Source organism: Mesorhizobium sp. ES1-4, assembly GCF_020164745.1.
Lineage (GTDB): Bacteria > Pseudomonadota > Alphaproteobacteria > Rhizobiales > Rhizobiaceae > Mesorhizobium.
In genome coordinates, this window is sequence record NZ_JAIUGV010000001.1 from 600,357 (window position 1) to 626,261 (window position 25,905).

General features: G+C 62.9%; 28 protein-coding genes and 2 tRNA genes. 12 read left to right on the plus strand and 18 right to left on the minus strand.

What is annotated here, in order from left to right; genetic code table 11:
* Positions 1 to 54: 54 nt before the first annotated feature.
* On the minus strand, positions 55 to 213 hold the full coding sequence (locus LB556_RS03025; RefSeq protein ID WP_224563345.1) for a hypothetical protein: 159 nt from the start codon (positions 211 to 213) through the stop codon (positions 55 to 57).
* Positions 214 to 305: 92 nt separating this feature from the next.
* Here LB556_RS03025 and LB556_RS03030 point away from each other — a divergent pair, with 92 nt between their 5' ends.
* Positions 306 to 1,223, plus strand: coding sequence for a LysR substrate-binding domain-containing protein (locus LB556_RS03030; protein WP_224563348.1), 918 nt, complete (start codon positions 306 to 308; stop codon positions 1,221 to 1,223).
* Positions 1,224 to 1,245: 22 nt separating this feature from the next.
* Here LB556_RS03030 and LB556_RS03035 read toward each other — a convergent pair whose 3' ends face one another.
* Complete coding sequence (locus LB556_RS03035; protein WP_224563351.1) at positions 1,246 to 1,722, minus strand: cell envelope integrity protein TolA; 477 nt, start codon at positions 1,720 to 1,722, stop codon at positions 1,246 to 1,248.
* Between the two features lie 14 nt (positions 1,723 to 1,736).
* Complete coding sequence (locus LB556_RS03040; protein WP_224563354.1) at positions 1,737 to 2,183, minus strand: iron-sulfur cluster assembly scaffold protein; 447 nt, start codon at positions 2,181 to 2,183, stop codon at positions 1,737 to 1,739.
* A gap of 238 nt (positions 2,184 to 2,421) precedes the next feature.
* Here LB556_RS03040 and folE point away from each other — a divergent pair, with 238 nt between their 5' ends.
* From folE to LB556_RS03055, 3 genes are all read left to right on the plus strand, one after another.
* A complete protein-coding gene (gene folE, locus LB556_RS03045) occupies positions 2,422 to 3,057 on the plus strand; it encodes a GTP cyclohydrolase I FolE (protein WP_109671533.1) in 636 nt (211 codons plus the stop codon).
* Positions 3,058 to 3,099: 42 nt separating this feature from the next.
* Entirely contained in the window at positions 3,100 to 3,561 is a 462-nt protein-coding gene (gene hisI / locus LB556_RS03050; RefSeq protein WP_224563357.1) for a phosphoribosyl-AMP cyclohydrolase, read from the plus strand.
* 84 nt (positions 3,562 to 3,645) lie between these two features.
* Entirely contained in the window at positions 3,646 to 4,617 is a 972-nt protein-coding gene (locus tag LB556_RS03055) for a patatin family protein (protein WP_224563875.1), read from the plus strand.
* A 95-nt stretch (positions 4,618 to 4,712) separates the two neighbouring features.
* On the opposite strand, the gene recJ is transcribed toward LB556_RS03055, so the two are convergent.
* The 7 genes from recJ to LB556_RS03090 all read right to left on the minus strand — a co-directional run bounded on the left by recJ (position 4,713) and on the right by LB556_RS03090 (position 11,694).
* Positions 4,713 to 6,494: a single-stranded-DNA-specific exonuclease RecJ gene (gene recJ, locus LB556_RS03060; RefSeq protein ID WP_224563361.1), complete on the minus strand. Its 1,782-nt coding sequence runs from the start codon at positions 6,492 to 6,494 to the stop codon at positions 4,713 to 4,715.
* A 310-nt stretch (positions 6,495 to 6,804) separates the two neighbouring features.
* Positions 6,805 to 7,788: a class II fructose-bisphosphatase gene (gene glpX / locus LB556_RS03065; RefSeq protein ID WP_224563364.1), complete on the minus strand. Its 984-nt coding sequence runs from the start codon at positions 7,786 to 7,788 to the stop codon at positions 6,805 to 6,807.
* A gap of 201 nt (positions 7,789 to 7,989) precedes the next feature.
* Positions 7,990 to 8,157 carry a Thivi_2564 family membrane protein gene (locus LB556_RS03070; protein ID WP_081295122.1) on the minus strand — a complete coding sequence of 56 codons (168 nt, stop codon included), beginning with the start codon at positions 8,155 to 8,157 and terminating at the stop codon, positions 7,990 to 7,992.
* A gap of 69 nt (positions 8,158 to 8,226) precedes the next feature.
* A complete protein-coding gene (locus LB556_RS03075; protein ID WP_224563367.1) occupies positions 8,227 to 8,583 on the minus strand; it encodes a hypothetical protein in 357 nt (118 codons plus the stop codon).
* Between the two features lie 106 nt (positions 8,584 to 8,689).
* Positions 8,690 to 10,003: a homoserine dehydrogenase gene (locus LB556_RS03080; RefSeq protein ID WP_224563371.1), complete on the minus strand. Its 1,314-nt coding sequence runs from the start codon at positions 10,001 to 10,003 to the stop codon at positions 8,690 to 8,692.
* 36 nt (positions 10,004 to 10,039) lie between these two features.
* Positions 10,040 to 11,257: an LL-diaminopimelate aminotransferase gene (locus LB556_RS03085; protein WP_224563373.1), complete on the minus strand. Its 1,218-nt coding sequence runs from the start codon at positions 11,255 to 11,257 to the stop codon at positions 10,040 to 10,042.
* A gap of 44 nt (positions 11,258 to 11,301) precedes the next feature.
* Positions 11,302 to 11,694, minus strand: a complete 393-nt coding sequence (locus LB556_RS03090; protein ID WP_224563376.1) for a hypothetical protein — start codon at positions 11,692 to 11,694, stop codon at positions 11,302 to 11,304.
* 98 nt (positions 11,695 to 11,792) lie between these two features.
* Between LB556_RS03090 and phaC the strand changes: the two genes are divergently transcribed.
* From phaC to LB556_RS03105, 3 genes are all read left to right on the plus strand, one after another.
* Positions 11,793 to 13,628, plus strand: a complete 1,836-nt coding sequence (gene phaC / locus LB556_RS03095; RefSeq protein WP_224563379.1) for a class I poly(R)-hydroxyalkanoic acid synthase — start codon at positions 11,793 to 11,795, stop codon at positions 13,626 to 13,628.
* A gap of 326 nt (positions 13,629 to 13,954) precedes the next feature.
* Entirely contained in the window at positions 13,955 to 15,094 is a 1,140-nt protein-coding gene (locus LB556_RS03100) for a YcbK family protein (RefSeq protein WP_224563382.1), read from the plus strand.
* A 236-nt stretch (positions 15,095 to 15,330) separates the two neighbouring features.
* Positions 15,331 to 15,405: transfer RNA gene (locus tag LB556_RS03105), tRNA-Glu, on the plus strand.
* Between the two features lie 247 nt (positions 15,406 to 15,652).
* On the opposite strand, the gene LB556_RS03110 is transcribed toward LB556_RS03105, so the two are convergent.
* From LB556_RS03110 to LB556_RS03120, 3 genes are all read right to left on the minus strand, one after another.
* A tRNA-Cys gene (locus tag LB556_RS03110) sits at positions 15,653 to 15,728 on the minus strand.
* A gap of 203 nt (positions 15,729 to 15,931) precedes the next feature.
* Positions 15,932 to 16,246 carry a DUF6074 family protein gene (locus LB556_RS03115; protein WP_224563385.1) on the minus strand — a complete coding sequence of 105 codons (315 nt, stop codon included), beginning with the start codon at positions 16,244 to 16,246 and terminating at the stop codon, positions 15,932 to 15,934.
* A 117-nt stretch (positions 16,247 to 16,363) separates the two neighbouring features.
* Positions 16,364 to 16,660, minus strand: a complete 297-nt coding sequence (locus LB556_RS03120; protein ID WP_224563387.1) for a DUF982 domain-containing protein — start codon at positions 16,658 to 16,660, stop codon at positions 16,364 to 16,366.
* A 347-nt stretch (positions 16,661 to 17,007) separates the two neighbouring features.
* Here LB556_RS03120 and map point away from each other — a divergent pair, with 347 nt between their 5' ends.
* On the plus strand, positions 17,008 to 17,835 hold the full coding sequence (gene map / locus LB556_RS03125; protein WP_224563878.1) for a type I methionyl aminopeptidase: 828 nt from the start codon (positions 17,008 to 17,010) through the stop codon (positions 17,833 to 17,835).
* A 57-nt stretch (positions 17,836 to 17,892) separates the two neighbouring features.
* Here map and LB556_RS03130 read toward each other — a convergent pair whose 3' ends face one another.
* Positions 17,893 to 18,276: a hypothetical protein gene (locus LB556_RS03130; RefSeq protein ID WP_224563390.1), complete on the minus strand. Its 384-nt coding sequence runs from the start codon at positions 18,274 to 18,276 to the stop codon at positions 17,893 to 17,895.
* Here LB556_RS03130 and LB556_RS03135 point away from each other — a divergent pair.
* The 4 genes from LB556_RS03135 (at position 18,263) to LB556_RS03150 (ending at position 21,330) form a co-directional block, all read left to right on the plus strand.
* The gene (locus LB556_RS03135) at positions 18,263 to 18,511 is read left to right on the plus strand and encodes a hypothetical protein (protein WP_224563393.1); all 249 of its coding nucleotides are present in this window, start codon (positions 18,263 to 18,265) and stop codon (positions 18,509 to 18,511) included. The genes LB556_RS03130 and LB556_RS03135 overlap by 14 nt on opposite strands.
* A gap of 119 nt (positions 18,512 to 18,630) precedes the next feature.
* Positions 18,631 to 19,290: a RadC family protein gene (locus tag LB556_RS03140; RefSeq protein ID WP_224563396.1), complete on the plus strand. Its 660-nt coding sequence runs from the start codon at positions 18,631 to 18,633 to the stop codon at positions 19,288 to 19,290.
* Between the two features lie 154 nt (positions 19,291 to 19,444).
* Complete coding sequence (locus LB556_RS03145) at positions 19,445 to 20,686, plus strand: tyrosine-type recombinase/integrase (protein ID WP_224563399.1); 1,242 nt, start codon at positions 19,445 to 19,447, stop codon at positions 20,684 to 20,686.
* Positions 20,687 to 20,811: 125 nt separating this feature from the next.
* A complete protein-coding gene (locus LB556_RS03150; protein ID WP_224563402.1) occupies positions 20,812 to 21,330 on the plus strand; it encodes a hypothetical protein in 519 nt (172 codons plus the stop codon).
* Between the two features lie 30 nt (positions 21,331 to 21,360).
* Here LB556_RS03150 and LB556_RS03155 read toward each other — a convergent pair whose 3' ends face one another.
* The 4 genes from LB556_RS03155 to LB556_RS03170 are packed head-to-tail and all read right to left on the minus strand — an operon-like array spanning position 21,361 to position 25,824.
* Positions 21,361 to 22,065: a competence protein CoiA gene (locus LB556_RS03155; RefSeq protein ID WP_224563405.1), complete on the minus strand. Its 705-nt coding sequence runs from the start codon at positions 22,063 to 22,065 to the stop codon at positions 21,361 to 21,363.
* Positions 22,066 to 22,079: 14 nt separating this feature from the next.
* Complete coding sequence (locus LB556_RS31980; RefSeq protein ID WP_224563408.1) at positions 22,080 to 24,203, minus strand: DUF1837 domain-containing protein; 2,124 nt, start codon at positions 24,201 to 24,203, stop codon at positions 22,080 to 22,082.
* A gap of 18 nt (positions 24,204 to 24,221) precedes the next feature.
* Positions 24,222 to 25,238, minus strand: coding sequence for a nucleotidyl transferase AbiEii/AbiGii toxin family protein (locus LB556_RS03165; RefSeq protein ID WP_224563410.1), 1,017 nt, complete (start codon positions 25,236 to 25,238; stop codon positions 24,222 to 24,224).
* On the minus strand, positions 25,231 to 25,824 hold the full coding sequence (locus LB556_RS03170; protein ID WP_224563414.1) for a DUF6088 family protein: 594 nt from the start codon (positions 25,822 to 25,824) through the stop codon (positions 25,231 to 25,233). Before LB556_RS03170 ends, LB556_RS03165 begins: the two co-directional genes overlap by 8 nt.
* Positions 25,825 to 25,905 lie beyond the last annotated feature (81 nt).

Sequence of the window (25,905 nt, forward strand, 5' to 3'; positions counted from 1 at the left end):
CCAAGGTGATAGATGTGAGCTTCCACCGAAGAACGCAATCCCGCTCGCCCTGCCTCACGGGCGGCAACGGCGAAATGGCCGCCGGTCGGCTGGAGGTGCCCACCGGTCGGGATGATGCCGCTCTTCGTGGCGCCTTGCATCGCGTCTTTGGTCACGCCATTGAAACGTCGCGATCCGCATCACATCGCCGAAGATGTCCAGGAACTGGATCATGGCCGTATCTCCTTTGACGGGATTAGACCGCTGCTGGCCTTCGCCTTCAAACGAGTATAATTTCCGCTTCGGATAATCCTGGGTTATGCGAAATGAAGCGTGGACGCCTGCCCCTGACGGCATTGAGGAGTTTCGAGGCGGCGGGCCGGCACTTGAGCTTCAGCAAGGCCGCCGAGGAGCTCTTCGTCTCGCAGGCAGCGATCAGCCGGCAGATCCGCGAACTCGAAACTTTCCTGCGCCAACCGCTTTTCGAACGGCACCATCGCCGCGTCGAACTGACGGATGCCGGCCGCCGGCTGCTCGCTCAACTGGTCAGGAGTTTCGATGCAATCGACCGCTTGCTCGGTGATCTGGCCGCCACCCCGGCCCAGTCCGTAGTTCGCGTCAGCGTCGAACCCTCGCTTGCAGCGGTGTGGCTGGTGCCGAGGCTCAACCGGTTCCGGCAGTTACGGCCCGACATCGACGTCTCTCTCGAAGTCGACCCAAGGCTGGTCGAGTTCCGCGGTGATCAGCCCGAACTTGCCTTGCGTTTCAGTTCGAGCGCGACGTCATGGCCCCGCAGCGAGGCCGAGCGGCTCGCCTCGACAGTCGACTCGCCGGTTCTGTCGCCGGCGCTGCTTTCATCGGGTCCAGCCCTCGACAAGCCGGCCGACCTTGCCCGCTTCACGCTTTTGCACGAGGAAAACCGCCAGGGTTGGGCGCGCTGGTTCGAGGCGGCGGGCGTGCCTGCCGATGCCGTGCCCGCGCGCGGGCCGATGCTTGCGGACGCTTCGCTCTCGAAGCAAGCCGCGCTGCTTGGGCACGGCGTGGCGCTGGGCGATCTCCTGCAGATTGGCGAAGAGTTGGCAACGGGGACACTCGTCAAACCATTCGACATCGACGTCGCGTCAGGCGCCTATTGGCTGGTGGCCAGGAGTTTGCACGATCTCCCGGAACCGGCCGCGGCCTTCGCCGATTGGCTCAGAAGCGAATTTGCCGACAGCAGGCGGGCGCTGGAAGCTCCGGCCTGAGCCGCAGCCCGGCAGGATCCGGTTATTCTGCCTTCTCATATTTCCCGAGAAGCCTGTCGAGGTCGTTGATGTCCACGGGCGGATGTCCCGCCGCCGGATCTTCCGCAGGGCTGAATGTGACGATGATGTCGCGCCACAAATCATAGTGAGCGACGTGCGACGCCAGCCCGGGAAACGGCGCACAGCGGGTGATTGCCCGAACGGCGGCTTCGGCAACCTGATCTCGTGGCGGCGCCAAGGGGCCGACGATTTTTGGCGGGCCGGCGAGCGATCCGTCCTCGTTTAGGGTGATCTGAACGCGTATAACGCTTGTGGTATTCGCAGGCATGTTCCAACAGGGTTGGACGGCCTTCATGAGATAGTCGCCGATATTGCGCTGGACCGCTGGTTCCGCCCCGCTTGAGCCACCGCCCGACACAAGTAAAGCGGCGAGAGTGCCGGCGAACACGAGGCGCGACCGACCGGCCATCTCCTTGCGAGACCCGCCAACCGTCGTCATGTCAAAGCCCACCCTCAGGCTGCTTCTTCGGCGCGTTTCTTCTCGATCTGGCCGATGGCGTCGACCACGGCGTCGAAGGTCAGCATGGTGGACGCGTGGCGCGCCTTGTAGTCGCGCACCGGCTCCAGATAGCGGAAGTCGGCGAAGCGGCCTTCCGGCGGCGCGCCGTTCTCCTTCAGCATCTTCAGCATGGTCTCGCGCACCGCACGTAATTCCTCGGCATTGGCGCCGACGACATGTTGCGCCATGATCGACGACGATGCCTGGCCGAGCGCGCAGGCCTTCACGTCATGGGCAAAGTCGGTGACCACGCCATCCTCCATCTTGAGGTCGACGGTCACGGTCGAGCCACACAGCTTGGAATGCGCCTTCGCGGTGGCATCGGGATGATCGAGCCGGCCGATGCGGGCGATATTTCCGGCGAAACCGAGAATTTTCGCATTGTAGACGTCGTTGATCATTATTTTCCAATCCGTCGCCGCCAAGCGAACAGCGATTGCCGTTGTTGCGTCTTTCATTCGCTCGGCATGACCATATATAATGCTGGCAGTCCGGTATCGACAAGGCGGCGTGCGCCGCTGTCCTTGCCGGGAAGTTCACGCCGCTTACGGGGCTGGAAACGGGGCGAGTTTCCGACACCGAAGGTCGTGGTCCGTTCAACTCGTTCCTCCTCTGAGAGGGACTACGGGAGACGCCTTTATGGATGCCGTCATCAAGAAGCTCATGCCCCAGTCCGCCTATATGGAAAAGCCGGTCACCGATCGTCCGAGCGAAGCGGAAGTCGAGGCCGCCGTGCGCACATTGCTGCGCTGGACCGGCGACAACCCGGATCGCGAAGGTTTGATCGATACCCCCAAGCGCGTGGCCAAGGCCTACCGCGAAATGTTCGGCGGCTACGACATGTGCCCGGCGGAAGAACTAGGCCGTACCTTCGAGGAGGTCGCCGGCTATGACGACCTGGTCATAGTCAAGGACATCACGTTCCACTCGCATTGCGAGCACCACATGGTACCGATCATCGGCAAGGCGCATGTCGGCTATCTGCCCGACGGCAAGGTCGTCGGCCTGTCGAAGATCGCGCGCGTCGTCGACATCTTCGCCCATCGCCTGCAGACGCAGGAAGCCCTGACCGCGCAGATTGCCGGCGTCATTCAGGACGTGCTCAACCCGCGCGGCGTCGCCGTCATGATCGAGGCCGAGCACATGTGCATGGCCATGCGCGGCATCCGCAAGCAGGGTTCAACGACACTGACCTCCACTTTCACCGGCGTCTTCAAGGATACGCCCGAAGAGCAGGTTCGTTTTGTCACCATGGTGCGCGGCGGCGGGGTGTAAGCCCCTTGCCGGCGTCACGGTCAACAGGAAAATAGACCGGCAATGTCGGCACTGGAATTTCCGAAAGCTCCATCAGACAAGAAGGCCCTGGAAGAGGGCGCGGTGTTCTCGCCGCGCTTCGATGCCAATGGCCTTGTCACCGTCGTCGTCACCGATGCCGCCGACGGCATTCTGCTGATGGTCGCGCATATGAACGCGCAGGCGCTGGCGCTGACCCTGGAGACAGGCATCGCCCACTACTGGTCGCGCTCGCGCAACGCGCTCTGGAAGAAAGGCGAAACCTCGGGCAATCTCCAGCATGTCGTCGAGATGCTCACGGATTGTGACCAGGACGCCATATGGTTGCGCGTCAAAGTTTTGGGTCATGACGCAACCTGTCACACTGGCCGACGTTCCTGCTTTTATCGGATGGTGGGGCTGACCGGCGGCAAGGCGACGCTTGCCGACGACGGCAGCAAGCCGCTATTCGACGCGGAAAACACGTATCGAAAGCCACCAGCTTGAACCTTCTGCCTCGCACCGGCCACTCAGATTCATCATTTCGATACGGCACGTCCGTATACTAACCTCGGGACAAGGGAGATCATGATGCTCGAATGGGCGTCATTGCGTAACAGACCAGATGTCAGGGAGGCCAACGGCCTATCCTCGGCCGGCGGCGCATCCGAAACGAAATCTCCCACGAAAACAGGCATTTCGCTCGCGCTCGGCGGCGGTTGCGCCAGAGGTTGGGCCCATATCGGTGTGCTGCGCGCGCTCGATGAAGCCGGCATCGAAGTCTCCATGATCGCCGGCACCTCGATCGGTGCGCTGGTAGGCGGCTGTTATCTCGCCGGCAAACTGGACGAGTTGGAAGCGTTCGCCCGCAGCCTGACCAAGCGGCGCATCTTCGGCCTGCTCGATCTGAACCTGCGCGGCAGTGGTCTCTTCGGCGGCATGAAACTGGATGCGCGCTTGCGTGAGCATGTGGCGGGCGTCCGTTTCGAGGACCTGCCTAAACCATTCGTCTGCGTCGCATCGGAGATCCGTACCGGCCATGAGATCTGGCTGTCGAGCGGCTCGCTGATCACGGCCATGCGCGCGTCCTACGCGCTGCCTGGCGTGTTCGAGCCGGTCAATTGCAACGGCCGGGTGCTGGTCGACGGAGCGCTGGTCAATCCGGTGCCCGTATCGGTCTGCCGTGCCTACGAGCAGCCGCTCGTCGTGGCGGTCAACCTCCACTACGACCTGTTCGGCCGTGCCGCGGTGATCAAACACAGCGCCGGCGAGCTGGTTATCGAAAAGGATGCGCCAAGGCCCGGTCAGGCCGACGCCCATCACCAATCGCACCAGACGCGCCTCGGCATCACCGGCGTCATGGTGGAAGCCTTCAACATCATCCAGGACCGCATCTCGCGCGCCAGGCTTGCCGGCGATCCGCCCGACATGTCGCTGCAGCCCAAGCTCAGCCATATCGGCCTCACCGAATTCCACCGGGCCGACGAGGCCATCCAGCTCGGCTACCAGGCAACGATGGCGCAGATCGGCGAACTGACCCGACTGCAGACGGTTCTCGCCTAGATCATCTCACCAGGTTCCAGTCACTTCGCTTGGCGCAAGGCGTGACGCTGCTGCGTTATGCGCCGGCCGGATGAATTGCCCGGCTGCTGGCGCGGCTACGCCCGCGCGGCGTCGATGATGCGAAACTGCGCCGTGCGGCTGCCGTTCCAGTAATTGCCCGACAGCGATCCGGCGACATGCACCGTCTTGCCACGGTTCTTGAACAAGAATTCGCCAAGCACGGTGTCGACGGCGCGGAAGGCGATCGCCTGGATGCGGCCGCCGCTCTCCGACTGCAAGCCGGCGCGAATATGGTTGGTGCCGACTGGCATGACATCGACCAACCGATGGCGCGGCAGCACGAAAACCGGCGCGACATGCCCGGCGCCGAAAGGCCCAGCCTTCTCCAGCGCGTCGAGCAGGCCGAGCGTCGCGCCTTCGGCGGCAAGCGCGCCGTCGATCGCCAGGCTTTCCTCATCCTGCAACCGGAAAACGTCGGCGGCCGCCCGCTCCTCGAAGAAAGCCCTGAGCTCGCCCAGCCTTGCGCGCTCGACGGTGATCCCGGCGGCCATGCCATGGCCGCCGCCCTTGAGGATGAGTCCGGCATTGGCGGCTTCGCGCACCAGCCGGCCAAGATCGAAACCCGACACCGAACGGCCCGAGCCAGTGCCGGTGCCGTTGGCGTTGAAGGCGATGGCAAAAGCCGGCCGTCGTGCGTGATCCTTCAGCCGCGAAGCCAGCAGGCCGACGATACCGGGGTGCCAGCTGTTGCTGGCGGTGACGACGATCGCCGGGCCGCTGCCGCCGGCGAGCTCGGCATCGGCCTCGGCGCGGGCTGCGGCGAGCATCTCCTGCTCCATGAGCTGTCGCTCCTGGTTCAGCCGGTCGAGCGTCTCGGCGATGGTCCGCGCCTCGACCGGATCGTCCGTTGCCAGCAGCCGGCTGCCGAGCGCCGCATCGCCGATGCGCCCGCCCGCGTTGATGCGCGGGCCGATCAGATAAGCGAGATGGAAGGGGCTGATCGGCTCGCCAATGCGTGACACCCGCGCAAGGGCGGCCATCCCCTCGTTCTTCTGCTGGCGCGCCACTTGCAGGCCCTTGACGACGAACGCGCGATTGACGCCGGTGAGCGGCACCACGTCGCAGACGGTGGCAAGCGCCACGAGATCGAGCAATGAGAGCAGATCCGGCGGCGTGGCGTCGGTCATCGCGCGCAGCACCTTCGCGGTTTGCACCAGAGCGAGAAAGACCACGCCGGCGGCACAGAGATGGCCTTGTCCGGAAAGGTCGTCGTCGCGGTTTGGATTGACCACGGCATGCGCCGCCGGCAGCGCGCCACCAACCTGGTGGTGGTCCAGTACCACCACATCGGCGCCCGCCTCCTTGGCGGCGTCGATGGAGGCGGCGCTGTTGGTGCCGCAATCGACAGTGACGATCAGCGTCGCGCCGCGCGAGACCAGTTCGCGCATGGCATCGGGATTGGGACCGTAGCCCTCGAAAATACGATCCGGGATATAGATTTCCGACGGCACCGAGAAATGCGTGAGAAACCGCTTCAGCAAAGCCGACGAGGCGGCGCCATCGACATCGTAATCGCCGAAGATCGCTATTTTCTCCCGGGCCACGACGGCGGAGGCGATGCGGATCGCGGCCTTGTCCATGTCGGTCAGCGAGGCCGGATTCGGCAACAGGTCGCGGATCGTCGGGTCGAGAAACCGCTCGGTCTCATCGGCGGCAACGCCGCGTCCGGCAAGGACGCGCGCGACAATGTCGGGCACACCATGGCCTTGCGCAATGGCAAGCGCGACCATGTCCTGCCGTTCGGTCAGCCGGTGCTCCCAGGAGAGACCGATGGCCGACTGCCTGACATCGAGGAAGAGGCGCCTTTCGCCCGTCATGCGCTTTGCCAACTCATGGTTGGCAGGATAATGCATGTCGCCCAAAAAAATGTGCGATGGTTTTGGGATAACGACATGCTCAAGCGACACCCAAAGCGCCAAAGGCGGGCAAAGCCAAGCGCTTCACGAAGCTGCGCGTCGCGGGAGACTTCAAAGAACCACGCTTTCCGCCTTTCAGCCGTGCACCCAAACCAACCGCTTGCCGCTCCTAAAAATCAGGAAGGCGTGCCGGTCGAGCGTTCCCATCGGTAAGCCCGCCGCCGGAGGCAGGCAGATGGCTAACAACTGCGACCAAGCTTCGCAAGCAGGTCTAGAACTTATCCAGATCCTGGTGTCGCGCTTTGATCTCCCGCACCGTACGCGATGAGGAACGCAACACGATCGTGTGCGTGGTTATGTAGGTACGGCCGAACTTGACGCCGGCCAGCATGTTACCGTCGGTCACGCCGGTGGCCGCGAACAGCACGTCGCCGCGTGCCATGTCCTCGGCCCGATAAACCCGCTTCGGATCGGCAATCCCCATCTTTGCCGCACGAGCGATCTTCTCCGGCGTATCGAGGATCAGCCGGCCCTGCATCTGGCCGCCGGTGCAGCGCAAAGCGGCCGCGGCAAGAACGCCTTCCGGCGCGCCTCCGGTGCCGAGATAGATATCGATGCCGGTTTCTTCCGGGTCGGTGGTGTGGATGACGCCTGCGACATCGCCGTCGCCGATCAACCGGATCGCGGCTCCCGTGGCGCGCACGGCATCGATCAGCTTGGCGTGACGGGGCCGGTCGAGGATGCAGGTGGTGATGTCCGACACCGCGACACCCTTGGCCTTCGCAAGGCTGGCGATGTTGTCGGCCGGCGAGGCATCGATGTCGATGACGCCTGCGGCAAAACCCGGACCGACCGCGATCTTGTCCATGTATACGTCGGGAGCGAACAACAGGCTGCCCTTCTCGGCGATTGCGATCACGGCGAGCGCGTTCGGCAGGTTCTTGGCGCAGATCGTCGTGCCTTCGAGCGGATCGAGCGCGATATCGACCGCCGGGCCTTTGCCTGTACCCACCTCCTCGCCGATATAGAGCATCGGCGCCTCATCGCGCTCGCCCTCGCCGATCACCACCGTGCCCTCGATGGCGAGGCGGTTGAGTTCCTGGCGCATGGCGTCGACGGCGACCTGGTCGGCTGCCTTCTCGTCGCCGCGGCCACGCAGCCTGGCGGCCGCAACCGCGGCCCGTTCGGTGACGCGCACCAGTTCCATGGTGAGTATCCGGTCAAGGCCGGCAACGATGTTCTGGGCCACATTCATTTCGGCAAATCCTCGTTTGATGCCGCCTCCCGCCGGAGGCGCGCCTGTTTTGTCAAACGAGCATGACAACGGCAAGACCTGCTGCAGGCTTAATCGAAACGATAGCAATATCAATCGATTGAACCGCACTCTTGAAACAAGGCCGGCCCGGTTCCAGGCGAACCGGGCCGGCATGAAACAGGAAATCGACGTCTTCGTGCCCTAGAAAACCGCGAGATACTTGAGCAGCGAAATGATGCCGATGATGATGACGATGATCTGCACGATCTGTCTCATCCTGGCGTCGAGCGGCAGTCGCTGCACCAGATAGAGAACGAGAATAATGACGAGAAATGTAATCAGAATACCGATCAACACGGACGAAGCCATGGTGCCCTCCTCAAAATGATTTCCTGAAACGCAAAACGAGCCGGCAAAGCCGGCTCAATGCCGGCGCAATCAATACCAGCGGCGCGACGTGTCGTTCATCGACTGGCCGACGGCAATCCCGGCCAGAAAGCCGAGCAGGCCGATCACGCCGATGACGGCGGTCGTCGTGCCCGGATTTTCTCGCGCGACGTCCGAAACCGCCTGGGCCTGACTGCGCAACTGCTGCGCTGTCCGCGAGGCACGGGAAGCGGCTGTGTCGTAGAAGTCCGATGCCTGTTCGCTGGCATCATCGAGCATTTCCGCGCTGCGCGCCGAAATGCTCTTGTTGATCTTGGTGATCTCCTTGCGCAGGTCGGCGATCTGCTTTTCCAGTGTCTTCTGGATGTCGCCGATGTCAGGGCTGTCGGATTTGTTGGTATCGGCCATGAAGCGGCTCCCTTGGTTGCTGACCAAAAGAACGGCGCCGGCGCCAATTCGTTCCGGGCGGTGGCGTGATGTCTTCGCCGCTCGGCCCAAGCAAAGCGCCTGCCTGCTACCCTGCCCGCTCGATGCGGATGACTTGCGGCTTGTCGGTCAGATGGCCGTCCTTGGTGATGCCATCGACTGCCTTGCGCACGGCGGCCTCGGTGGTCTCGTGGGTGACGAGGATCACCGTCTTCTGCGCCGCCGCCTCGCCGCTGACCGCATGCTGGACGATCGACTCCAGCGAAATGTCGTTATCCGCCATGCGTTTGGCGATCGCCGCGAACACGCCGATGCGGTCATGCACGGTCAGCCGGATGAAGTAGCCGCCGGCGTGGCTGCGCATCTGCGCCTTCTTGTAGGGCTTCAACTCCTTCGCCGGCCGGCCGAACACAGGCCCATGCTGGAAGCCGGGCCGGCTCTTGGCGATGTCGGCGATGTCGCCGATGACGGCCGAGGCGGTGGCGTTGCCGCCGGCACCGGGGCCGGAGAGCAGCAATTCGCCCAAGATATCGGTCTCGATCGCCACCGCATTGGTGACTCCATGGACCTGGGCGATGACGGAAGCCGTCGGCACCATGGTCGGATGCACGCGCTGCTCGATACCGCTCTCCGTGCGCTGGGCGACGCCGAGCAGCTTGATCCGGTAGCCGAGATCGCCAGCCGCGCGGATGTCGGCCTGGGTGATGTTGGAAATGCCTTCCATGTAGATGTCGTTCGCCGCGATCCTGGTGCCGAAAGCAAGGCTGGTCAGTATCGACAACTTGTGCGCGGTGTCGTGGCCCTCGATGTCGAAGGTCGGATCGGCTTCGGCATAGCCCAGCCGCTGTGCGTCCTTCAGCACGACGTCGAAGGAGACACCCTCGGCCTCCATGCGGGTCAGGATATAGTTGCAGGTGCCGTTGAGAATCCCGAACACACGGTTGACCGAATTGCCGGCCATCGCCTCCCGCATCGTCTTGATGACCGGGATGCCGCCAGCGACTGCGGCCTCGTAGTTGAGCAGCACGCCCTTCTTCTCGGCGATCTCGGCCAGCGCCACGCCATGCTTGGCCAGCAGCGCCTTGTTGGCGGTAACGACATGACGGCCGGCTTCAAGCGCCGCCTTCACTGACAAGCGCGCCGGCCCTTCGTCGCCGCCAATGAGTTCGACGAAAACGTCGATTTCGGCGGTCTGCGCCATTTTCACCGGATCGTCGAACCAGTTGGCGGCGCCAAGATCAACGCCACGATCACGTTTCCGGTCGCGGGCCGAAACCGCCGAGACGACAATGTCGCGCCCGCATTGGCGGGTCAGTTCCGCCGCCTTGTCGCGCAACACGCGCGCCACCGAAGCACCGACCGTGCCAAGTCCGGCAATTCCAACACGCAGTGCTCCAGCCATGGAAGCGACGCCCCTCAAATCAGATCGAAGTTGTATTTACCGGTGGGCGGAAAGCGGCACCACATTGTTGGGCTGCTTGGCGCTGGTCGACAGGAAGCGCTTGATGTTGCGCGCCGCCTGGCGAATCCGGTGCTCGTTCTCGACCAGCGCCACGCGCACGAAATCGTCGCCGTGCTCACCAAAGCCGACACCGGGCGCCACCGCCACATCGGCATGCTCGATGAGCAGCTTGGAGAATTCGAGCGAGCCGAGATGGCGGAACGGCTCCGGGATCGGCGCCCAGGCGAACATCGAGGCCGCCGGTGCCGGAATGGTCCATCCGGCGCGGCCGAACGCATCGACCATGACGTCGCGGCGCTTGTGATAGATATCGCGCACCTCCGCAATGTCGGCGCCGTCGCCATTGAGCGCGTGAGCCGCCGCCACCTGGATCGGGGTGAAGGCGCCGTAATCGAGATAAGATTTGACCCGGGTCAGCGCCGAGATCAGCCGCTCATTGCCGACCGCGAAGCCCATGCGCCAGCCCGGCATGGAAAAGGTCTTCGACATCGAGGTGAACTCGACGCAGACGTCGACGGCGCCCGGCACCTGCAGCACCGAAGGCGGCGGGTTGCCGTCGAAGTAGATTTCCGAATAGGCAAGGTCGGACAGGATGATGATGTCGTTCTTCTTGGCGAAGGCCACCACATCCTTGTAGAAATCGAGGGAGGCGACCAGAGCCGTCGGGTTCGACGGGTAGTTGAGGATCAGCGCCAGCGGCTTCGGGATCGAATGGCGGACACCGCGCTCGAGCGCGGGAATGAAGCCGTCATCGGGCTCGACCTGCAGCGAGCGGATCACGCCGCCCGACATGATGAAGCCAAAGGCATGGATCGGATAGGTCGGATTGGGGCAAAGGATGACATCGCCGGGCGCGGTAATCGCCTGCGCCATGTTGGCGAAGCCTTCCTTCGAGCCAAGCGTGGCCACCACCTGGGTGTCGGGGTTGAGCTTAACGCCGAAGCGGCGGGCATAGTAGTTGGCCTGGGCGCGGCGCAGGCCGGGAATGCCGCGCGACGAGGAATAGCGGTGCGTACGGGGATCGCGCACGACCTCACACAATTTGTCGACGATGGCCTTGGGCGTCGGCAGGTCCGGATTGCCCATGCCGAGGTCGACGATGTCTGCGCCGCGCGAACGGGCGCTGGCCTTGAGCCGGTTGACCTGCTCGAACACGTAAGGCGGAAGCCGGCGGACCTTGTGAAATTCTTCCATGGCAGTTCCAGACAGCAAAGGGAGCTTGGGCGCGCGCTATATACTCATTTGCAGGTAGGGTCGAGGGCGGGGTCGCATTTGCCTTCGATCTGTTTCAGCGTCTGCGGACCATGTTTCTTGGCCAGATCGGTCAGCGCCGCCTGATTGGTGACGGCAGCGCCGCCGCGCTTGGCACCTTGCCCGTTCTCGTCGGCCTTCAGTTGCGCGAGCTTGGCGTTCTTCTCGGCTTCGGTGAATTGTTTCGCCGCCACTTGCGGCGGGATGTTGAGGTTCGGAAAGGTGCCCGTGTCCTTCGGACCCGCATCGGTGGCCATCGGCACAGGGCCGCCGGTATTCGTGCTCGAGCATCCGGCAACGCCAAGGAGCATGATGGCCGCGCCGATGCGGCAAAAGTGGCCGGCACCGAAAAAAACAGTCTCGCCAAACTTAATCGTCATATTGTTTCCTTGGCAGCCGGGGTAGAGCGAGATTGGACCCTGTCGGACGTCCCATGTTAATATGTCAACAAAACGCTTCCGGAGGAACCCCGCGAACCATGTCCAAAACACCCGATTCGGGCAAAGCGGAAGATGGCGGACCTTCGACGGTCGAGCAATATCTGGTGAAAGACCCGGAACGCTTCGCGCTGAACATGGCGCGGATGATCGAGCAGGCCGGCAAGGCGGCGTCCGCCTGGGCCGAACCGCGCGAAAAGGGTGAGGTGCGCGACCACGTCGCCGAGCCGGTCGTCGACATGGTCAAGACCTTCTCCAAGCTCAGCGAATACTGGCTAGCCGATCCGCAACGCGCGCTGGAAGCGCAGACGCGGCTGTTCGCCGGCTACATGACGGTCTGGGGGAACGCCATCCAGCGCGTCAACCCGGACGCCGAGGGTCTCGAAGATGCCGTCAAGCCGGAGCCCGGCGACAAGCGCTTCCAGGATCCGGAATGGGGCCGCAACGCCTTCTTCGATTTCCTGAAGCAAGCCTATCTCGTCACCTCGCACTGGGCCTCCGAACTGGTCGAGCACGCCGACGGCCTGGACGAGCACACCCGCCAGAAGGCCAGCTTCTACGTCAAGCAGGTATCCAACGCGATCTCGCCGTCCAATTTCATCTTGACCAATCCCGAACTGTTTCGCGAAACCGTTGCCTCCAACGGCGAAAACCTGGTGCGGGGCATGAAGATGCTGGCCGAGGACATCGCCGCCGGCAAGGGCGACCTGAAATTGCGCCAGGCCGACTATTCGCCCTTCGAGATCGGCAGAAACATCGCCACCACCCCCGGAAAAGTGGTCGGTCGCAGCGATATCGCTGAAATCATCCAGTATGATCCGGCGACCGAGACGGTGCTGAAGCGCCCGCTGTTGATCTGCCCGCCATGGATCAACAAGTTCTACATCCTCGACCTTAACCCGCAGAAATCCTTCATCCGCTGGGCGATCGAGCAAGGCCACACCGTTTTCGTCATCTCTTGGGTCAATCCGGACGAACGCCACGGTGCCAAGAATTGGGAGGCCTACATCAGGGAAGGCCTGCAATACGGCCTCGATACGATCGAAAAAGCGACCGGCGAACGTGACGTCAACGCCATAGGTTACTGCGTCGGCGGCACGCTGCTGGCAGCGGCGCTGGCGCTGATGACCAGGGAAGGCGACGACCGCATCAAGTCGGCAACCTTTTTCACCACGCAGGTCGACTTCACCTATGCCGGCGATTTGAAAGTGTTCGTCGACGAAGAACAGGTCGAGGCGGTGGAAGAGTCCATGAACGAAAAGGGCTATCTCGACGGCACCAAGATGGCGACCGCCTTCAACATGCTGCGCTCCGGCGACCTGATCTGGCCCTACGTCGTCAACAACTACATGCGCGGCAAGGCGCCCCTGCCCTTCGACCTGCTCTACTGGAACGCCGATTCGACCCGCATGGCGGCGGCCAACCATTCCTTCTACCTGCGCAATTGCTATCTTGAGAACAACCTATCGCGCGGCACGATGGAACTGGCGGGCCACACGGTCTCCCTCGGCGATGTCACCATTCCGATCTACAATCTCGCCTCCAGGGAAGATCACATCGCGCCGGCTCTGTCCGTCTTCCTCGGCTCGAAATATTTTGGCGGCCCGGTCGACTATGTGATGGCGGGGTCGGGCCATATCGCGGGTGTCGTCAATCCGCCCGCATCCCACAAATATCAGTATTGGACCGGCGGCCCGCCGAAAGGCGACTTCGACAAGTGGATAGAAACGGCCACGGCTCATCCCGGGTCCTGGTGGCCGCACTGGCAAAGCTGGATAGAGGCCAAGGACAACACCCGCGCACCTGCCCGTAAACCCGGCAAGCATATGAAAACCTTGGGCGATGCCCCCGGCACCTATGTCAAGGTGCGTGTGTAACGGACTGTAATGTCTGGTGAGTTGACGCCCCCCTAAAAGCGGGCGAAATGGTGTCGTCAAGCATCAAGCAGCCGCAATTCGACAGTCGCAGCAAAAATACTTTCAGGCTTGCTGATTTGACACAGGTCTCGTTTCCGGATCGGAGACAAAGGTCGCCCTGGCGCGGACATACCAGTCAGCGCCACGGATACTCGGACCGGACATCGAGGGGGAATTTTAGTTTGAAATCAGCAGGATGGAGCCTCGCAAAGGGAGAACGCCGCGCCATTGTGGCAGCGCTCTGCTCCATGCTTCTGGCCTCCTGCACATCGGCTGGCGACCCGACAATGTCGGTTGGAATGCCCGCCTATAACGCTTCCGCATCGGATATCCACGCCGCCTCCACGGGCGGTCCGCTCGCCGCCGATTCGTCGTCGCAGGTGGCGACAGAGCAGACGACCGTGATGAGCGAAAGCGATACGGCGCTCCCCGAGACAGTCGCCTACGTGCCGATCGCCAAGCCCCAGGCCGCCTTCCCGCTTACCGTGCCGTCCGACGCGGAAACGATCGCGGGACAGACGCCGCAGTCCTTGCAGCAACCGGTCCAGACGGCGCAGCAGACCGACGCGGTCGCCCAGAAGATCGCTGCCGCCGATGCCGCCGCGACGGCGCCGAAGCCAGCGGCGGCGCCAGTGATGAACAATCCGGTCTATGTGACCGCCGGCGAAATGCCGCAAGCAGAGACGCCGAAGAAGAAAGGCTTCCTGGCTTCGATGTTTGGCGCCACCCCCGCGTCGGCAACACCCGCTCCGCTGGTCAACACAAGATCGGTCGAACAGCCGGCCGCGCAGCCCAAGCCCGCCCCCGCGGCGGCAAAGCCGATCATCACTTTGGCTTCGGCTGATTCCACGCAGAAGCCACTGCAACTGGCTTCGCTCGGCGGCGACAATGCCGGGCACATCACCGGCAGCGACGCCTTACCCGGTGTGCGTCAGACGGCCCTGTTCGAGATCAAGCGCAAATCCGGCCTCGACGATGAAAGCGACGTCGACCTCAACGAGGACGGAGGCTCGGGCGGCAGCTATCAGGTTGCGTCGGCCGCCGGCATGGCGCGCCTGGCGCCTAACGGTCTCTTGAAGCAGAATGAGAGCGTGGACGTCGCCTGCCTGAAACCGTCGCTGGTGCGCGTGCTGAAGACCATCGAGGGCCACTACGGCCGCAAGATGGTCGTCACTTCGGGCTATCGCGACCCGGCTCGCAACCGCCGCGCCAACGGCGCCAAGAATTCGCTGCACATGTATTGCGCCGCCGCCGACATCCAGGTGCCCGGTGTCTCCAAATGGGAGCTGGCGAACTACATCAGGACAATGCCCGGCCGCGGCGGCGTCGGCACCTATTGCCACACCGAATCGGTTCACGTCGACGTCGGCCCCGAGCGCGACTGGAACTGGCGCTGCCGCCGGCGCAGTGGCGGTAGCGACGACTAACAGCGATAGACGGGCCGGAGCCTGTCGGCAGGCTGGTGTCTCCCATTTGAGCATTCCAGAGCGAAGCTCCTAGCGGCGCCCTGACGAGGCGGAAACGATAGCGTTGCCGCCAGTCGCCAGACCCTGCCGACCCTCGCGACATCGCCGACTTGGCACGCCGGAAAAAAGTTGTCCAAGGCTGCACCTAACGGGTTGCCGGTTGCGCGCAACGTCAGTATAAGCCGCTTCGTCTGAGCGCGCCCATCGTCTAGCGGTTAGGACACCGCCCTTTCACGGCGGTAACAGGGGTTCGATTCCCCTTGGGCGTACCAGATATTTCAAGCACTTGGCCAGATTGGCGGTTGGCTGTCCAATTTCCAGCCATCGTTTCCCGTCGCGCCGCATCGATCCTCCCCGATCGATTCGGCTATAATCCGGGAAGCAAGTGAAGAACACTGGCCGCAGGTCCCTGCACGCCTACATCGGAATACCTGCAAGAAGTCGCCGTGCACGTCGGAAACAACCGGGAACGGAGTTCACTCCCGCCGGTGATCCACCGGTCCATCTGCTTCGGAATTTTGGAGGCCTCGCCTCGGAATCGAACCGAGGCTTCCGAGATTTGCAGTCTCTAGCGTAGCCGCTCCGCCACGAGGCCATGGATGTTTTGGTAACGGGCAGAAGTTTAAAGATTCTTGATGTCTTGGGTAAAATTTCGGCAACCCCTCAGTGAGGAAAAGAGCGCGTCGTGGGCTGCCACAGCGCCGCCGATCACGAAGGAATAGCCGGTCCCATGACCACGCCTGCAGCGACTGTTGCGCTCCGAGCCAAGTGGCGCGAATCTGTAGGGCGATATCTGCTTCAGGCGGAAAGAACTGGAGCCGGCTCGATAACCGACCCTGCCAGCAATTCTCTTTGCACGGCCAGGAAGAACCTGCGCACTTCGTCAGTGGCTGCTTTCCTGTCCCTGCCCGTCCCGACTACGAGATCGAGCAACTCCGCCGCTTTTGCCTTCCAGAAGGAGGTGGCGGTCTCGCCATGCAGATTGCCGAGCTTGGCGGCAACTTCCCTGACCAAGAACAGCTGACGATCGATCGGGAACGAACGGACTTTTTCTGCGGACATCTTCCGAACCATGAAACTGACGCAACGAATCAACCATTGCCGAACAAGCAATGGCTAACCTCGAAGGTGGAAACGGAAGCTTAACGTCGCCGGTCGACGAGATCGCGGCACGTGACTTGTCATACGCGCTCGGAGCCGAGCTTGTTCACCCGGACTGCGAAGCAGCCCTCAGGCCTGCAGTGCTCTCGCCTCGCCGCCGCGCTTGCGTGGCGCCATCATGTCGCGGGCCATCAGTCCGGTGACGCGGCAGAACGCCATGAACGCCCGGCAGGCGTCTTCGGTCTTGACCACATCCACCGTGGCGCCGAAACAGGCATTGAAGGCTTTCTGATACACTGGTCCCTGCCGGCGCGCCGGCCAACCCTGCAGAAAATCGAGCGCCTGCTCGACGCTGTAGATTTCCTCGACGGGCAAGCCGGGACCTGGTGCGATGCGCACCGGCACTTCGAATTGCAATCTGTCCATCCGACGTCTCCCGAACCGGCATCGCCCATGCAACGCCGCTCGTCCCAGAAAGTTGCTCGTTATGCCCCGAGAATGTGTCGCGACTGCGGAAGCGGACGTTCTGCCTCAGTCAACGGCCACTTGGTGCGAAGACCAGCGGACGTCCGTCAGTCCGTCCAACGCACGACGGCCATAAAGGAAAGCAGCGCCATGCAAAACCTGGAAAAGGATTGCCTCGGCAAGCCAATATCCGGGCGACGGGGCCGCATCGGGCAGTTCTTCCTTGAACCTTTCGCCCTCAAGTGCCAAATCTGGTGGAATCTTCGCGCGAGCACTCCTGCGGCGCGGCCACCTTCTATACGGACAACATGGTCACCTATCTCGACGCCGCCACGGCACCGCTCAGAAACACCGGCCAGATCCGCCTCTATGGCGAGGAAGGCTTTGCCGGCATGCGCAAGGCATGCGACCTCACCGCGCGCTGCCTTGATGAGCTGGTGCCGATGGTCAGCCCCGGAGTCACCACCGATGCGATCGACCGTTTCGTCTTCGAGTTCGGCATGGATCACGGCGCATTGCCGGCCACGCTCAACTATCGCGGGTACACGAAATCGTCCTGCACCTCAATCAACCATGTCGTCTGTCACGGCATTCCCGATAACAAGCCGCTGAAGGATGGCGATATCGTCAACATCGACGTGACCTACATCCTCGACGGCTGGCACGGCGATTCCTCGCGCATGTATCCGGTTGGGACAATCAAGCGGGCGGCCGAACGCCTGCTCGAGGTCACCCACGAATGCCTGATGCGCGGCATAGCCGCGGTCAGGCCGGGCGCGCGCACGGGCGCCATCGGCGCCGCCATCCAGACTTACGCCGAAGCCGAGCGCTGTTCGGTGGTGCGCGATTTCTGCGGCCACGGCGTCGGGCAGCTCTTCCACGACGCGCCCAACATCCTGCACTACGGCAACGCCAATGAAGGCGTGGAGATGCGCCCCGGCATGATCTTCACAATCGAGCCGATGATCAATCTCGGCCGGCCGCACGTGAAAGTCCTGTCGGATGGCTGGACGGCAGTGACCCGCGACCGCTCGCTGTCGGCGCAATACGAGCACACGATCGGCGTGACCGACGCGGGCTGCGAGATTTTCACGCTGTCGCCTAAAAAGCTCGACCGGCCCGGCTTGACGGCTTAGCCGAACGCGGCGAGGTCTTGGCGTTCTATTGCCTTGGTTTGCTTAGGGGATAGTGGCCTATTTCCAGTGTTTGCGTGGCCGCCAGGCTTCGTCCTCGTCCTGGTCCCGGAACCAGCGCAGTATTTCCCGGCAACTGCGCGGACGGCCATCGCTGACCCTGCCATCGGTGCAGGGGTCGTAGCGCTCGCGCGGGTAATAGTCGTGCCGTTTCCGGTAACGCTCCCTGCGATCCAGCATGCGCAGGATCTCCCGGCAGTCATGCGGCTTACCGTCGCTGTAACGACCGTCCGTGCAGGGATCATCATATTGGATGAAATGAATCGAGCGGTTCTGATCATGGCGGCCACCGGCGGATACGGCATCGATCGCCGGGGCAGCCATTGCGGGACTGAAGCTCAGAAGCAACTCGGCGGACAGCAGGATACGAATGAGCATCGGCACCTTGGTTCTCTCCGAATGTGGTGTCATCAACGACGACATCGAGAGCTTGCGGCACTCCTATTGCCGCAACATTGCGTGGAAGGAGGCCGCACATTCCTTGCCGCCGACTGGACTTCAGCCGCTTGACGGTTATTGGTTGATCGACAGCGTTGAAAAGGCCTCGACACCCCTGCCAGCCATAGTAGAGCCGGATGATTTCAGGTCGAGTCGACCTAAAATCCGAATTCGTCTCTAAATCAAGGAGATAGAGCATGATGTCGTCCGAAAACCGTTTCACACTTTTCGGCATCATGCTCTAGTATTTCGCCGGGATCAGCTATCATTGCTCAGCTGCGGGCAGGATATGGGCGGCACATGGCGACACAAGGCGACGACGACGAGCGGAGTTTCTTCTCCGAAATGCCGGTGCGGCCACCGGCGCGAGGCAAGGCGACAGTCGATGAAAAGCCGCACTATCTCGGACATCGTGATCGTCTGCGCGAGCGCTTTGCCTCGGCCGGACCGGATGCCTTGCCCGACTATGAGCTGCTGGAGCTCCTGCTCTTTCGTCTGATCCCGCGCGCCGATACCAAGCCGGTCGCCAAGGCGCTGCTCGCCCGCTTCGGCACTTTGGCCGAAGTGCTCGGCGCGCCCGTCGGCCTGTTGCAGGAGGTCAAGGGCATCGGCCCGGCCGTGGCGCTCGAGCTGAAGGTCGTCGCGGCGACCGCCCAGCGCATGGCGCGCGGCGAGATCCATGGCCGCGAAGTCCTGGCCTCGTGGCAGCAGCTTCTCGACTATTGTCGCTCGGCGATGGCGTTCGAGGCGCGCGAGCAGTTCCGCATCCTGTTCCTGGACAAGAAGAACGCGCTGATCGCAGACGAGGTGCAGCAGACCGGCACGGTCGACCACACGCCCGTCTACCCCAGGGAAGTGGTCAAGCGCGCGCTGGAACTGTCGGCCACCGCGATCATCCTGGTGCACAACCACCCCACTACCCCTTTTTCAGTCACACTGGATCACGCTCAAGCACACTGAAACACTAGCAAAATCGCGAATTTTTCGCATTGCGTAGTGGGGGCGGTTTTGGCAAATTGGGGGCTGTAAAAGGGGTAGAAAACGGCCTTCCGCTCCCAGCTAGCGATCCCTGCTTCTCCTCGACCGATCCCAGTTCCGGAAAGGAGGAAACGCTATGCCAGCCCTAACCGACACCGCGATCCGACATGCACTGAAGCGCGTCGAGGTCAGCCGCAAACAAGAGAACCTCGCCGATGGCGAAGGACGCGGCACCGGCCGTCTCGTCCTCGTTCTCAAGCCGATGCCGAAGCGAGTCACCGCCGACTGGATGGCGCAGCAATGGCGCGAAGGCAAACGCACCAAGAAGAAGATCGGCGCCTATCCCTCGATGTCGCTCGCGCAGGCCCGCGAGATCTACAAGCGCGACTTTGCCGACGTCATCCAGAAGGGCCGAAGCATCAAGATAGCCACCGATACCCGCCCAGGCACGGTCGCCGATTTGTTCGAGGGTTATGTCGCCTCGCTCATGGAAGCCGGTAAGCCGTCCTGGAAGGAAACTGAAAAGGGCCTCAACAAGATCGCAGACACGCTCGGGCGCAACCGACTCGCCCGCGAGATCGAGTCCGAGGAAATCATCGAGCTGATCCGCCCGATCTATGAGCGCGGCGCCAAGTCGATGGCCGACCATGTGCGCTCTTACCTTCATGCTGCCTTTAGCTGGGGCATGAAGTCCGACAACGATTATCGGCAGCAATCCTCTCGCCGCTTCCGTCTCCCCTTCAATCCCGCGACAGGCATCCCGACCGAACCCAAGGTCAAGGGCACTCGCTGGCTCGACGAAGACGAGTTCGTGCAGCTCTATCGCTGGTTGGAATACCCCGACACGCCGGTCCATCCCTCCTATCCACGCGCCGTGCAACTCATCATGCTGACCGGCCAGCGCGTCGAGGAGCTTGCCCGGCTCCATGTCGATCAATGGGACGCCAAGGAGCGGATCATCGACTGGTCCAAGACAAAGAACGACCAGCCCCACGCCGTGCCAGTGCCCTTGCTTGCTGCCGAACTGATCGAGTCGATCAAGCCGAATAAATACGGCTGGTTCTTCCCATCGGCTAAAGACCCGAAGAAGCCCGTCAGCCACGGCACTCTATATAGCTTCGTCTGGCGACAGCGGGACCGCGGCGTAATCCCATATGCCACGAACCGCGATCTCCGTCGGACCTTCAAAACGCTCGCCGGCAAGGCAGGTGTATCGAAGGAAATTCGCGATCGCCTTCAGAACCACGCGCTGCAGGACGTCAGCTCCAAGCACTACGACCGCTGGCACTACATGGTCGAAAAGCGCGCCGGTATGGCGAAATGGGACAAATTCGTCCGCGCCATGCTTGCCAAGAAGCGCTTAAAGGCAGCCGCATGAGTTGCCCTCCTTGCAAGCCCTCGTCCCGCCGAGCCAAAGCTACCAACCCGGCCATCAGGATCGACGCGCAGAGCTATTCCGCCTTCGTCAGCGACCCGCTTGCCCAATAAGATTGGATCGGACGCATGGCCTTCAAACCCGTCGAAAGCATTCTGCAACCTGACCCGCGCTTCACCGATCTTTGCATCGTTGAGAACGGTGTGGCCCGCCGAATGACGCTCGCGGACCACCATGGGGCGCTGGCAAACGTCAGCCTCACGGGCGCCGCGCCGGCAGACGTGGCGGCTGCTTTCGATCGCGCCCGAAACACGATCATCTACGCCTTCTTCAGCTACGATCTCTTCGTGGTCGGTGAGATACAGACGTTCGGCGCGTTCGAGCTGGCACTGAAACATCGCCTAAACGGGCACGGAGGGGCCGCTAGCGGCACGCTGCGCAATCTCGTCGACAGGGCGAGGAAAGCTGGTGTCCTTCCGGCGCTCGTGCCCGGTCCCACGGCGATCTCAGACCCTATCGAAGCCCTGATCGCTCTACGAAATGGATTGTCCCACGGCACGTCCGACATCCACTCGCCTGGAATGGCGCTCGATGTCGTAGCTGCCTGCGCCTCGTGGATCGATCACATATTTCCTGCGCAGCCCTGACCGACACGCCACGCCCGCCGCCATTCGGCACTATGTCGATCGAATGTCCTCGCCTCGAACAGCGCGCACAAACTCATCGGGAGTGAGCGCGCAGAGGGCAAACTCGCCGCGCTGCAAGGGGCCTCCGAGGCGAGAGGCCGCGCCGGGGCTGGCGAGGTAGAAGATGTACGGACCCGCATTGAAGAAGACGTGGGCAGCGGCGCGCTTCCATTTCTCAATGAACTGCTTGTTCGGCCCCATCCACGGCATGATCGCAAATTCCTTGCCGTCGAGTTTTACGACGCGGGATTTGAAGTCGAGCGACATGCTGAAATAGGTCCCAAGGAACGAGCTTTCACTGTGGATGTGGACCAGCCAGAACATCCGATGCTCGCGCCGATAGAAGGCCTCCCGTGCGTTGCGTTCGTCTTCGCTGATCGAGGAGTGCTGCAGTTCCAACACGGTTGCCATGGGGGTTCCGCCACCTACCAGGACGTCGGCGCGATGAAGCTCCCCGGTCAACGGATCGCGCAAAGCGATCTCGCGGCACGACATATCGAAGAGTTCTTTCCAGCCGAGGTGCCAAGGTCCCTCCGGTTCGCTCCACGAATCGCAGTCACCCGCCTTGTGCCGCCAGTGCGGCGTGTTCTCTACTGGCATAACGGCGGTAAGCAGGCCGCCACAATCTCGGCAGGTCGTCCGTTCTCCCTTCGCGACGGGAGCGCGTTTCTGGTCTCCGACCCATGCATAGAGCATAGCTACGCTCCCTCTTACGCGTCGGCCGTCGGCCAGCGCAGTTTTCCGCGACCGACGCGCAAGGCTTCCACAAGCCTGGTATTACCCGGCAACCGACCCGAGAAGAGGCTGGGCTTGGGATCGACCGCCGACTTCTTGAACGCGGCGACCCGCTGGTAATCGGGCGTCGCCAGCCATGTGCGCCCATCACCCTCGTCGGTGACGACCCGATAAAGGCCGGCAGGCGGAGCGGCGGCGATGTCGAGCAGGCGCTTGTAGTGTTCGACCGACCACTTCTGGATGCCGCCGCTGAGGGCCTCGGTACGGAAGCGTGCCCATAGCGCAGCAGTGTCGGGCGTCGGCCAGTCGCCAGCGTCTGTATAGGCCGTGATCTCGTCGGATTCGAGCCAGGCCCGCATCTCGGCGGGCGTGACGAAGATCGGTTTGGCATCTTCGATCGCCGCCATAGCCGCACGCCGTGACGGAAGGCCCGCGCGGATCAGCATCGCCATCATGAACTGCGGGACACCAGTTTCGACCGATGCCGCCGCACCGCCCGCCACCGTGTCCGGCGACCAGCCGAGCGACATTCGGCGGGTGCGGACAGCTTCCAGCGCCCAGACCAGGCGATAGGTGAAGGCCTCCTCGACCGCGCGCATGTTCTGCGGTCCAATCTTGGCGACATCCTCGCCAGAAACCCAGCTTCGCAGGATGGCTTTCCAGTTCGCCGGCAGCGCGTTCGCCTTGTCGGGGATGAACGGCCGCATGAACAGCAGGCGCTCCCCAAGGCCGCCAAGCGCATCGACAAGTTCGTCGATGTCACCGCTCAGCGCTGCGGCGTCGGCACGGTCGAGCAGTGCAGCCAACTCGTCGGCCATCGCGTCGATCGAGAGGCCCGCCTCAAGTCCAACGCCCATGGCGAAATGCCCGCGCCGCGCCGGCGCCGTGGTGGTTTTCCAAATAAGATCGGCGCGGGCCTCGAACACCTTCTTGTGCAGCGGGGCGACGTCCTCGTCTTCGCGGGCGATCTGACGTGCCCAGAGCGATCCCTTGAGCGCCTCGTCCAAGAGCTTCGGCAGGTCAGCGCGATCGGCATCAAGCGCTTCGATCAAGCCGAACACGGTCGCGTCGAGGCGCTCGACGATTTGCGAGAGCGGCTCCTCATCAACGCTTTCTTCCTCGTCACCGCCGCCGCCTTCATCCTCGTCGCCATCGGCATCGTATTCCGCACCGGCAGCGAGGCGCTCGGCGACCGCAGCTTCTTCCTCGGGTGATCTCCATGCTTCGCGGGCATTGGCCAGATATTCCCAGGCATCATCGCGATCCAGGACACCTTCGCGAGACAAGCGATCAAGGATCTCGGCGACGATCTGGATGAGGCCGCTTTTCAGCGTGCGGGCCTTGGCGGAGGCAACCAGCTTTCGCCACTCCTTCTTTCGCCAATCGATCTTGTCGAACATGACGTGGACGATGAGGCCTTCGACGTCCACGAAGGCGCGCCCGGCGCGGCCAGCAACGTTCGCGAACTCCTCGCCTTTGATCTTCTCGGACGCCCGATACAACGCTGGCACCAACAAGACGGCGGCGTTGAGGTTGCGGCCCAGCGCATTGTCATCTGGATCGTTACTCTCCAGCAGGCGGTTGGCGACGAACAGCAGGGAATCGGGCGTGCAACGGCCGCTATCGCGGTTGAGTACCTTGCGGGCGCTCGTGACAGTGGACTTGCCGAGCACCTTGTTGCTTTTGGCTTCGCCTTTCAGAAGCCAGAGCTTCTCGCCAGCCTCGTCGTATCCGGCGCCGATGAAGTCGTCGCCACGCATAGCCATGTTGCGCCCGTCTTTGTAGCGGAGGCGGCGCACGGGAACGCGCAGGCCGATCTCTTCCTCGACCAGCTCGGTCGCGAGAATCTCGCCGAGATCGCCGGAACGTCCTTTGGGCGTCTGGGGCATCGCCTCGCTGAGGATCTTGGCGGCGACCTTGTAACCGAGCCGCTCCACGTCCTCGGCGATGCGTTCGAGCCGGTCGTAGTGCGAGCGGATGGTTCCGACGAGGTCATTGCGAACCTCGTCGCGGCCGCCGTCCTTCTCGACATAGGTCCAGTAGCGTTTGCGCTTGTCCTCTTCCCTGGCGGCATCACACCACTTTCCGTATAGCCCCACGCTTTCCCCCAATCCCCATTATCCCGCCGCACGGTTCGCCCGTTCGGCGATGTCTGCGCACCGATCGATCAGCGCCTCAAAAGGCTCGGCATCTTCGAGGAGCAGCCCATCTTCGACCATGCGCGCATAGTCTGTTGCCAACACCGCGCGCGCCTCACCACTCGGTGCGAGCTGCAGCTTTCCGCCCACGGCGGCTTCATAGTCGATGGCCTCGCCATTGGCCGCCTTCTCCGCGAAGAACATGCTTTTGTGGCGAGCGACAGCATTGGCAAGGTCGCGGTCGGACATCGCGGCGTTGGCGATCCCCGCATCATCCAATCGAACAACGTCGTGCCAGTGGCGGGCGAAGCGTTCGCCACGAAGCCGCTCCTGCAAGCAGAAGACGTGCATCGCCGTTGCCTTTTCCCAGAAGGTCCGCTCGGCGTGCATCACCCGCGGCCGCGCCGCTGGAAATTCGATGCCTTCGATCAGTCCGGCCGCATCGCACACGACATCACGGGGGCTCGCCGGCTTCCCTGTCGAGCGGGCGCCGAACTCCAGCATCACGCTCGGAGCCACATAGCCCGATCCCGACGAGGTCGCTTCATAGTCGACAAACAGCTTGTCGCCTTCGACCCGGAGAGTCGCGGGCAGTGATTGCGCATCGATTGCGCCGGCAAGAAGAGGTCGGACCGTTCCGTCGACCCACTCAGGCAGGCGGTGCCGGACGGCCTTCGACCACCGCTTCTCCTCGCTCCGATTTTTCGGCAGGGCCTCGCCGTTTTCGTCCACCAGGTCGGGGGCTATGGCGCGAATATCGTAGGTGAGATCCACATCCTCGGAAAAGCGCCGGATGACGTGATACGCCTTCGACAGCGACGTGCCGCCCTTGAACACGAGGTGCTCGCCAAGGTCGGACCCGAACAACGTCGCGAGGGACCAGACGACCCACACATCCTTTTCCAGCAGATGAGGCGGACGGCCGGAGCGATCGGCGGCGACGGCCAGAGCCTCGCGCCGATCATCCGCCGACAATGTGAGAAACGCCTCAGCCATGCGCGACCTTGCCGACCGTTCTGGCGAGCCAGCTCGGGAGCTGGGGTGCGGCCGCGACAAGTTCGCCGAACGTGGAAGACGGCAGCTTGCGCTTCAGCATCTCCACGGCAGCTTCCGCCTTCTCCGGCCCCAGCCAGGCGAGCGCGCGCACGGCCTGTCCGGCGGGCCGATCAGCAAGCGCCAACTGCCAGCGCGGCGCATGCCGCAACTCGACGGTCTGCTGGCCCAGGCTCATGGTCCGGCTCCGGCCCGATGTCAGATAGACCGACCGGACCGGCACCTGGGTCGTAAGGCCGAGCGCGTTGGCGGCAGCAGCGCCGTTCGACACGATGACCTCACCGCGCTGGACTGCGAGGGCCTCGACGGCTTTCTCGACGGAGGGCGCGCGAACGCCGAACCGGCTCGAAACCGGACGCAGATAGACGCCGCGCCCGGCACGCATCAGCCGGCCACGTTCAGCCAGTCGCGACAACGCCTGGTCCACTGCGGCCCGATTGCCGAGATGGAGCAGGCTTTTCGCCGCGATCGGAGCGCCTTCGGGCAAGCCCTCGGTATGCGCCAGAATCTGTTCGGTCAGTCGTTGCACGGCAAATCTCCTGTCAGAAATATACGCGGTTTTCTGACAGTTTTCAACCCGGCTGCGAGATGGTGTGGATTAGGGCACCCC

What these genes read in the sequence shown, in the direction of transcription:
- LB556_RS03135 (WP_224563393.1), top strand. Translation starts at nt 18,263, where the DNA reads ATGAGCATCGGCACCTTGGTTCTCTCCGAATGTGGTGTCATCAACGAC.
- LB556_RS03090 (WP_224563376.1), bottom strand. Translation starts at nt 11,694, where the DNA reads ATGACGATTAAGTTTGGCGAGACTGTTTTTTTCGGTGCCGGCCACTTT.
- hisI (WP_224563357.1), top strand. Translation starts at nt 3,100, where the DNA reads ATGTCGGCACTGGAATTTCCGAAAGCTCCATCAGACAAGAAGGCCCTG.
- LB556_RS03040 (WP_224563354.1), bottom strand. Translation starts at nt 2,183, where the DNA reads ATGATCAACGACGTCTACAATGCGAAAATTCTCGGTTTCGCCGGAAAT.
- LB556_RS03055 (WP_224563875.1), top strand. Translation starts at nt 3,646, where the DNA reads ATGCTCGAATGGGCGTCATTGCGTAACAGACCAGATGTCAGGGAGGCC.
- LB556_RS03120 (WP_224563387.1), bottom strand. Translation starts at nt 16,660, where the DNA reads ATGGACAGATTGCAATTCGAAGTGCCGGTGCGCATCGCACCAGGTCCC.
- phaC (WP_224563379.1), top strand. Translation starts at nt 11,793, where the DNA reads ATGTCCAAAACACCCGATTCGGGCAAAGCGGAAGATGGCGGACCTTCG.
- LB556_RS03080 (WP_224563371.1), bottom strand. Translation starts at nt 10,003, where the DNA reads ATGGCTGGAGCACTGCGTGTTGGAATTGCCGGACTTGGCACGGTCGGT.
- LB556_RS03165 (WP_224563410.1), bottom strand. Translation starts at nt 25,238, where the DNA reads ATGGCTGAGGCGTTTCTCACATTGTCGGCGGATGATCGGCGCGAGGCT.
- LB556_RS03025 (WP_224563345.1), bottom strand. Translation starts at nt 213, where the DNA reads ATGATCCAGTTCCTGGACATCTTCGGCGATGTGATGCGGATCGCGACG.
- LB556_RS03035 (WP_224563351.1), bottom strand. Translation starts at nt 1,722, where the DNA reads ATGACGACGGTTGGCGGGTCTCGCAAGGAGATGGCCGGTCGGTCGCGC.
- LB556_RS03030 (WP_224563348.1), top strand. Translation starts at nt 306, where the DNA reads ATGAAGCGTGGACGCCTGCCCCTGACGGCATTGAGGAGTTTCGAGGCG.
- LB556_RS03070 (WP_081295122.1), bottom strand. Translation starts at nt 8,157, where the DNA reads ATGGCTTCGTCCGTGTTGATCGGTATTCTGATTACATTTCTCGTCATT.
- LB556_RS03140 (WP_224563396.1), top strand. Translation starts at nt 18,631, where the DNA reads ATGGCGACACAAGGCGACGACGACGAGCGGAGTTTCTTCTCCGAAATG.
- LB556_RS03075 (WP_224563367.1), bottom strand. Translation starts at nt 8,583, where the DNA reads ATGGCCGATACCAACAAATCCGACAGCCCTGACATCGGCGACATCCAG.
- LB556_RS03155 (WP_224563405.1), bottom strand. Translation starts at nt 22,065, where the DNA reads ATGCTCTATGCATGGGTCGGAGACCAGAAACGCGCTCCCGTCGCGAAG.
- LB556_RS03150 (WP_224563402.1), top strand. Translation starts at nt 20,812, where the DNA reads ATGGCCTTCAAACCCGTCGAAAGCATTCTGCAACCTGACCCGCGCTTC.
- map (WP_224563878.1), top strand. Translation starts at nt 17,008, where the DNA reads ATGGTCACCTATCTCGACGCCGCCACGGCACCGCTCAGAAACACCGGC.
- LB556_RS03100 (WP_224563382.1), top strand. Translation starts at nt 13,955, where the DNA reads ATGTCGGTTGGAATGCCCGCCTATAACGCTTCCGCATCGGATATCCAC.
- glpX (WP_224563364.1), bottom strand. Translation starts at nt 7,788, where the DNA reads ATGAATGTGGCCCAGAACATCGTTGCCGGCCTTGACCGGATACTCACC.
- LB556_RS03145 (WP_224563399.1), top strand. Translation starts at nt 19,445, where the DNA reads ATGCCAGCCCTAACCGACACCGCGATCCGACATGCACTGAAGCGCGTC.
- LB556_RS03085 (WP_224563373.1), bottom strand. Translation starts at nt 11,257, where the DNA reads ATGGAAGAATTTCACAAGGTCCGCCGGCTTCCGCCTTACGTGTTCGAG.
- recJ (WP_224563361.1), bottom strand. Translation starts at nt 6,494, where the DNA reads ATGACGGGCGAAAGGCGCCTCTTCCTCGATGTCAGGCAGTCGGCCATC.
- folE (WP_109671533.1), top strand. Translation starts at nt 2,422, where the DNA reads ATGGATGCCGTCATCAAGAAGCTCATGCCCCAGTCCGCCTATATGGAA.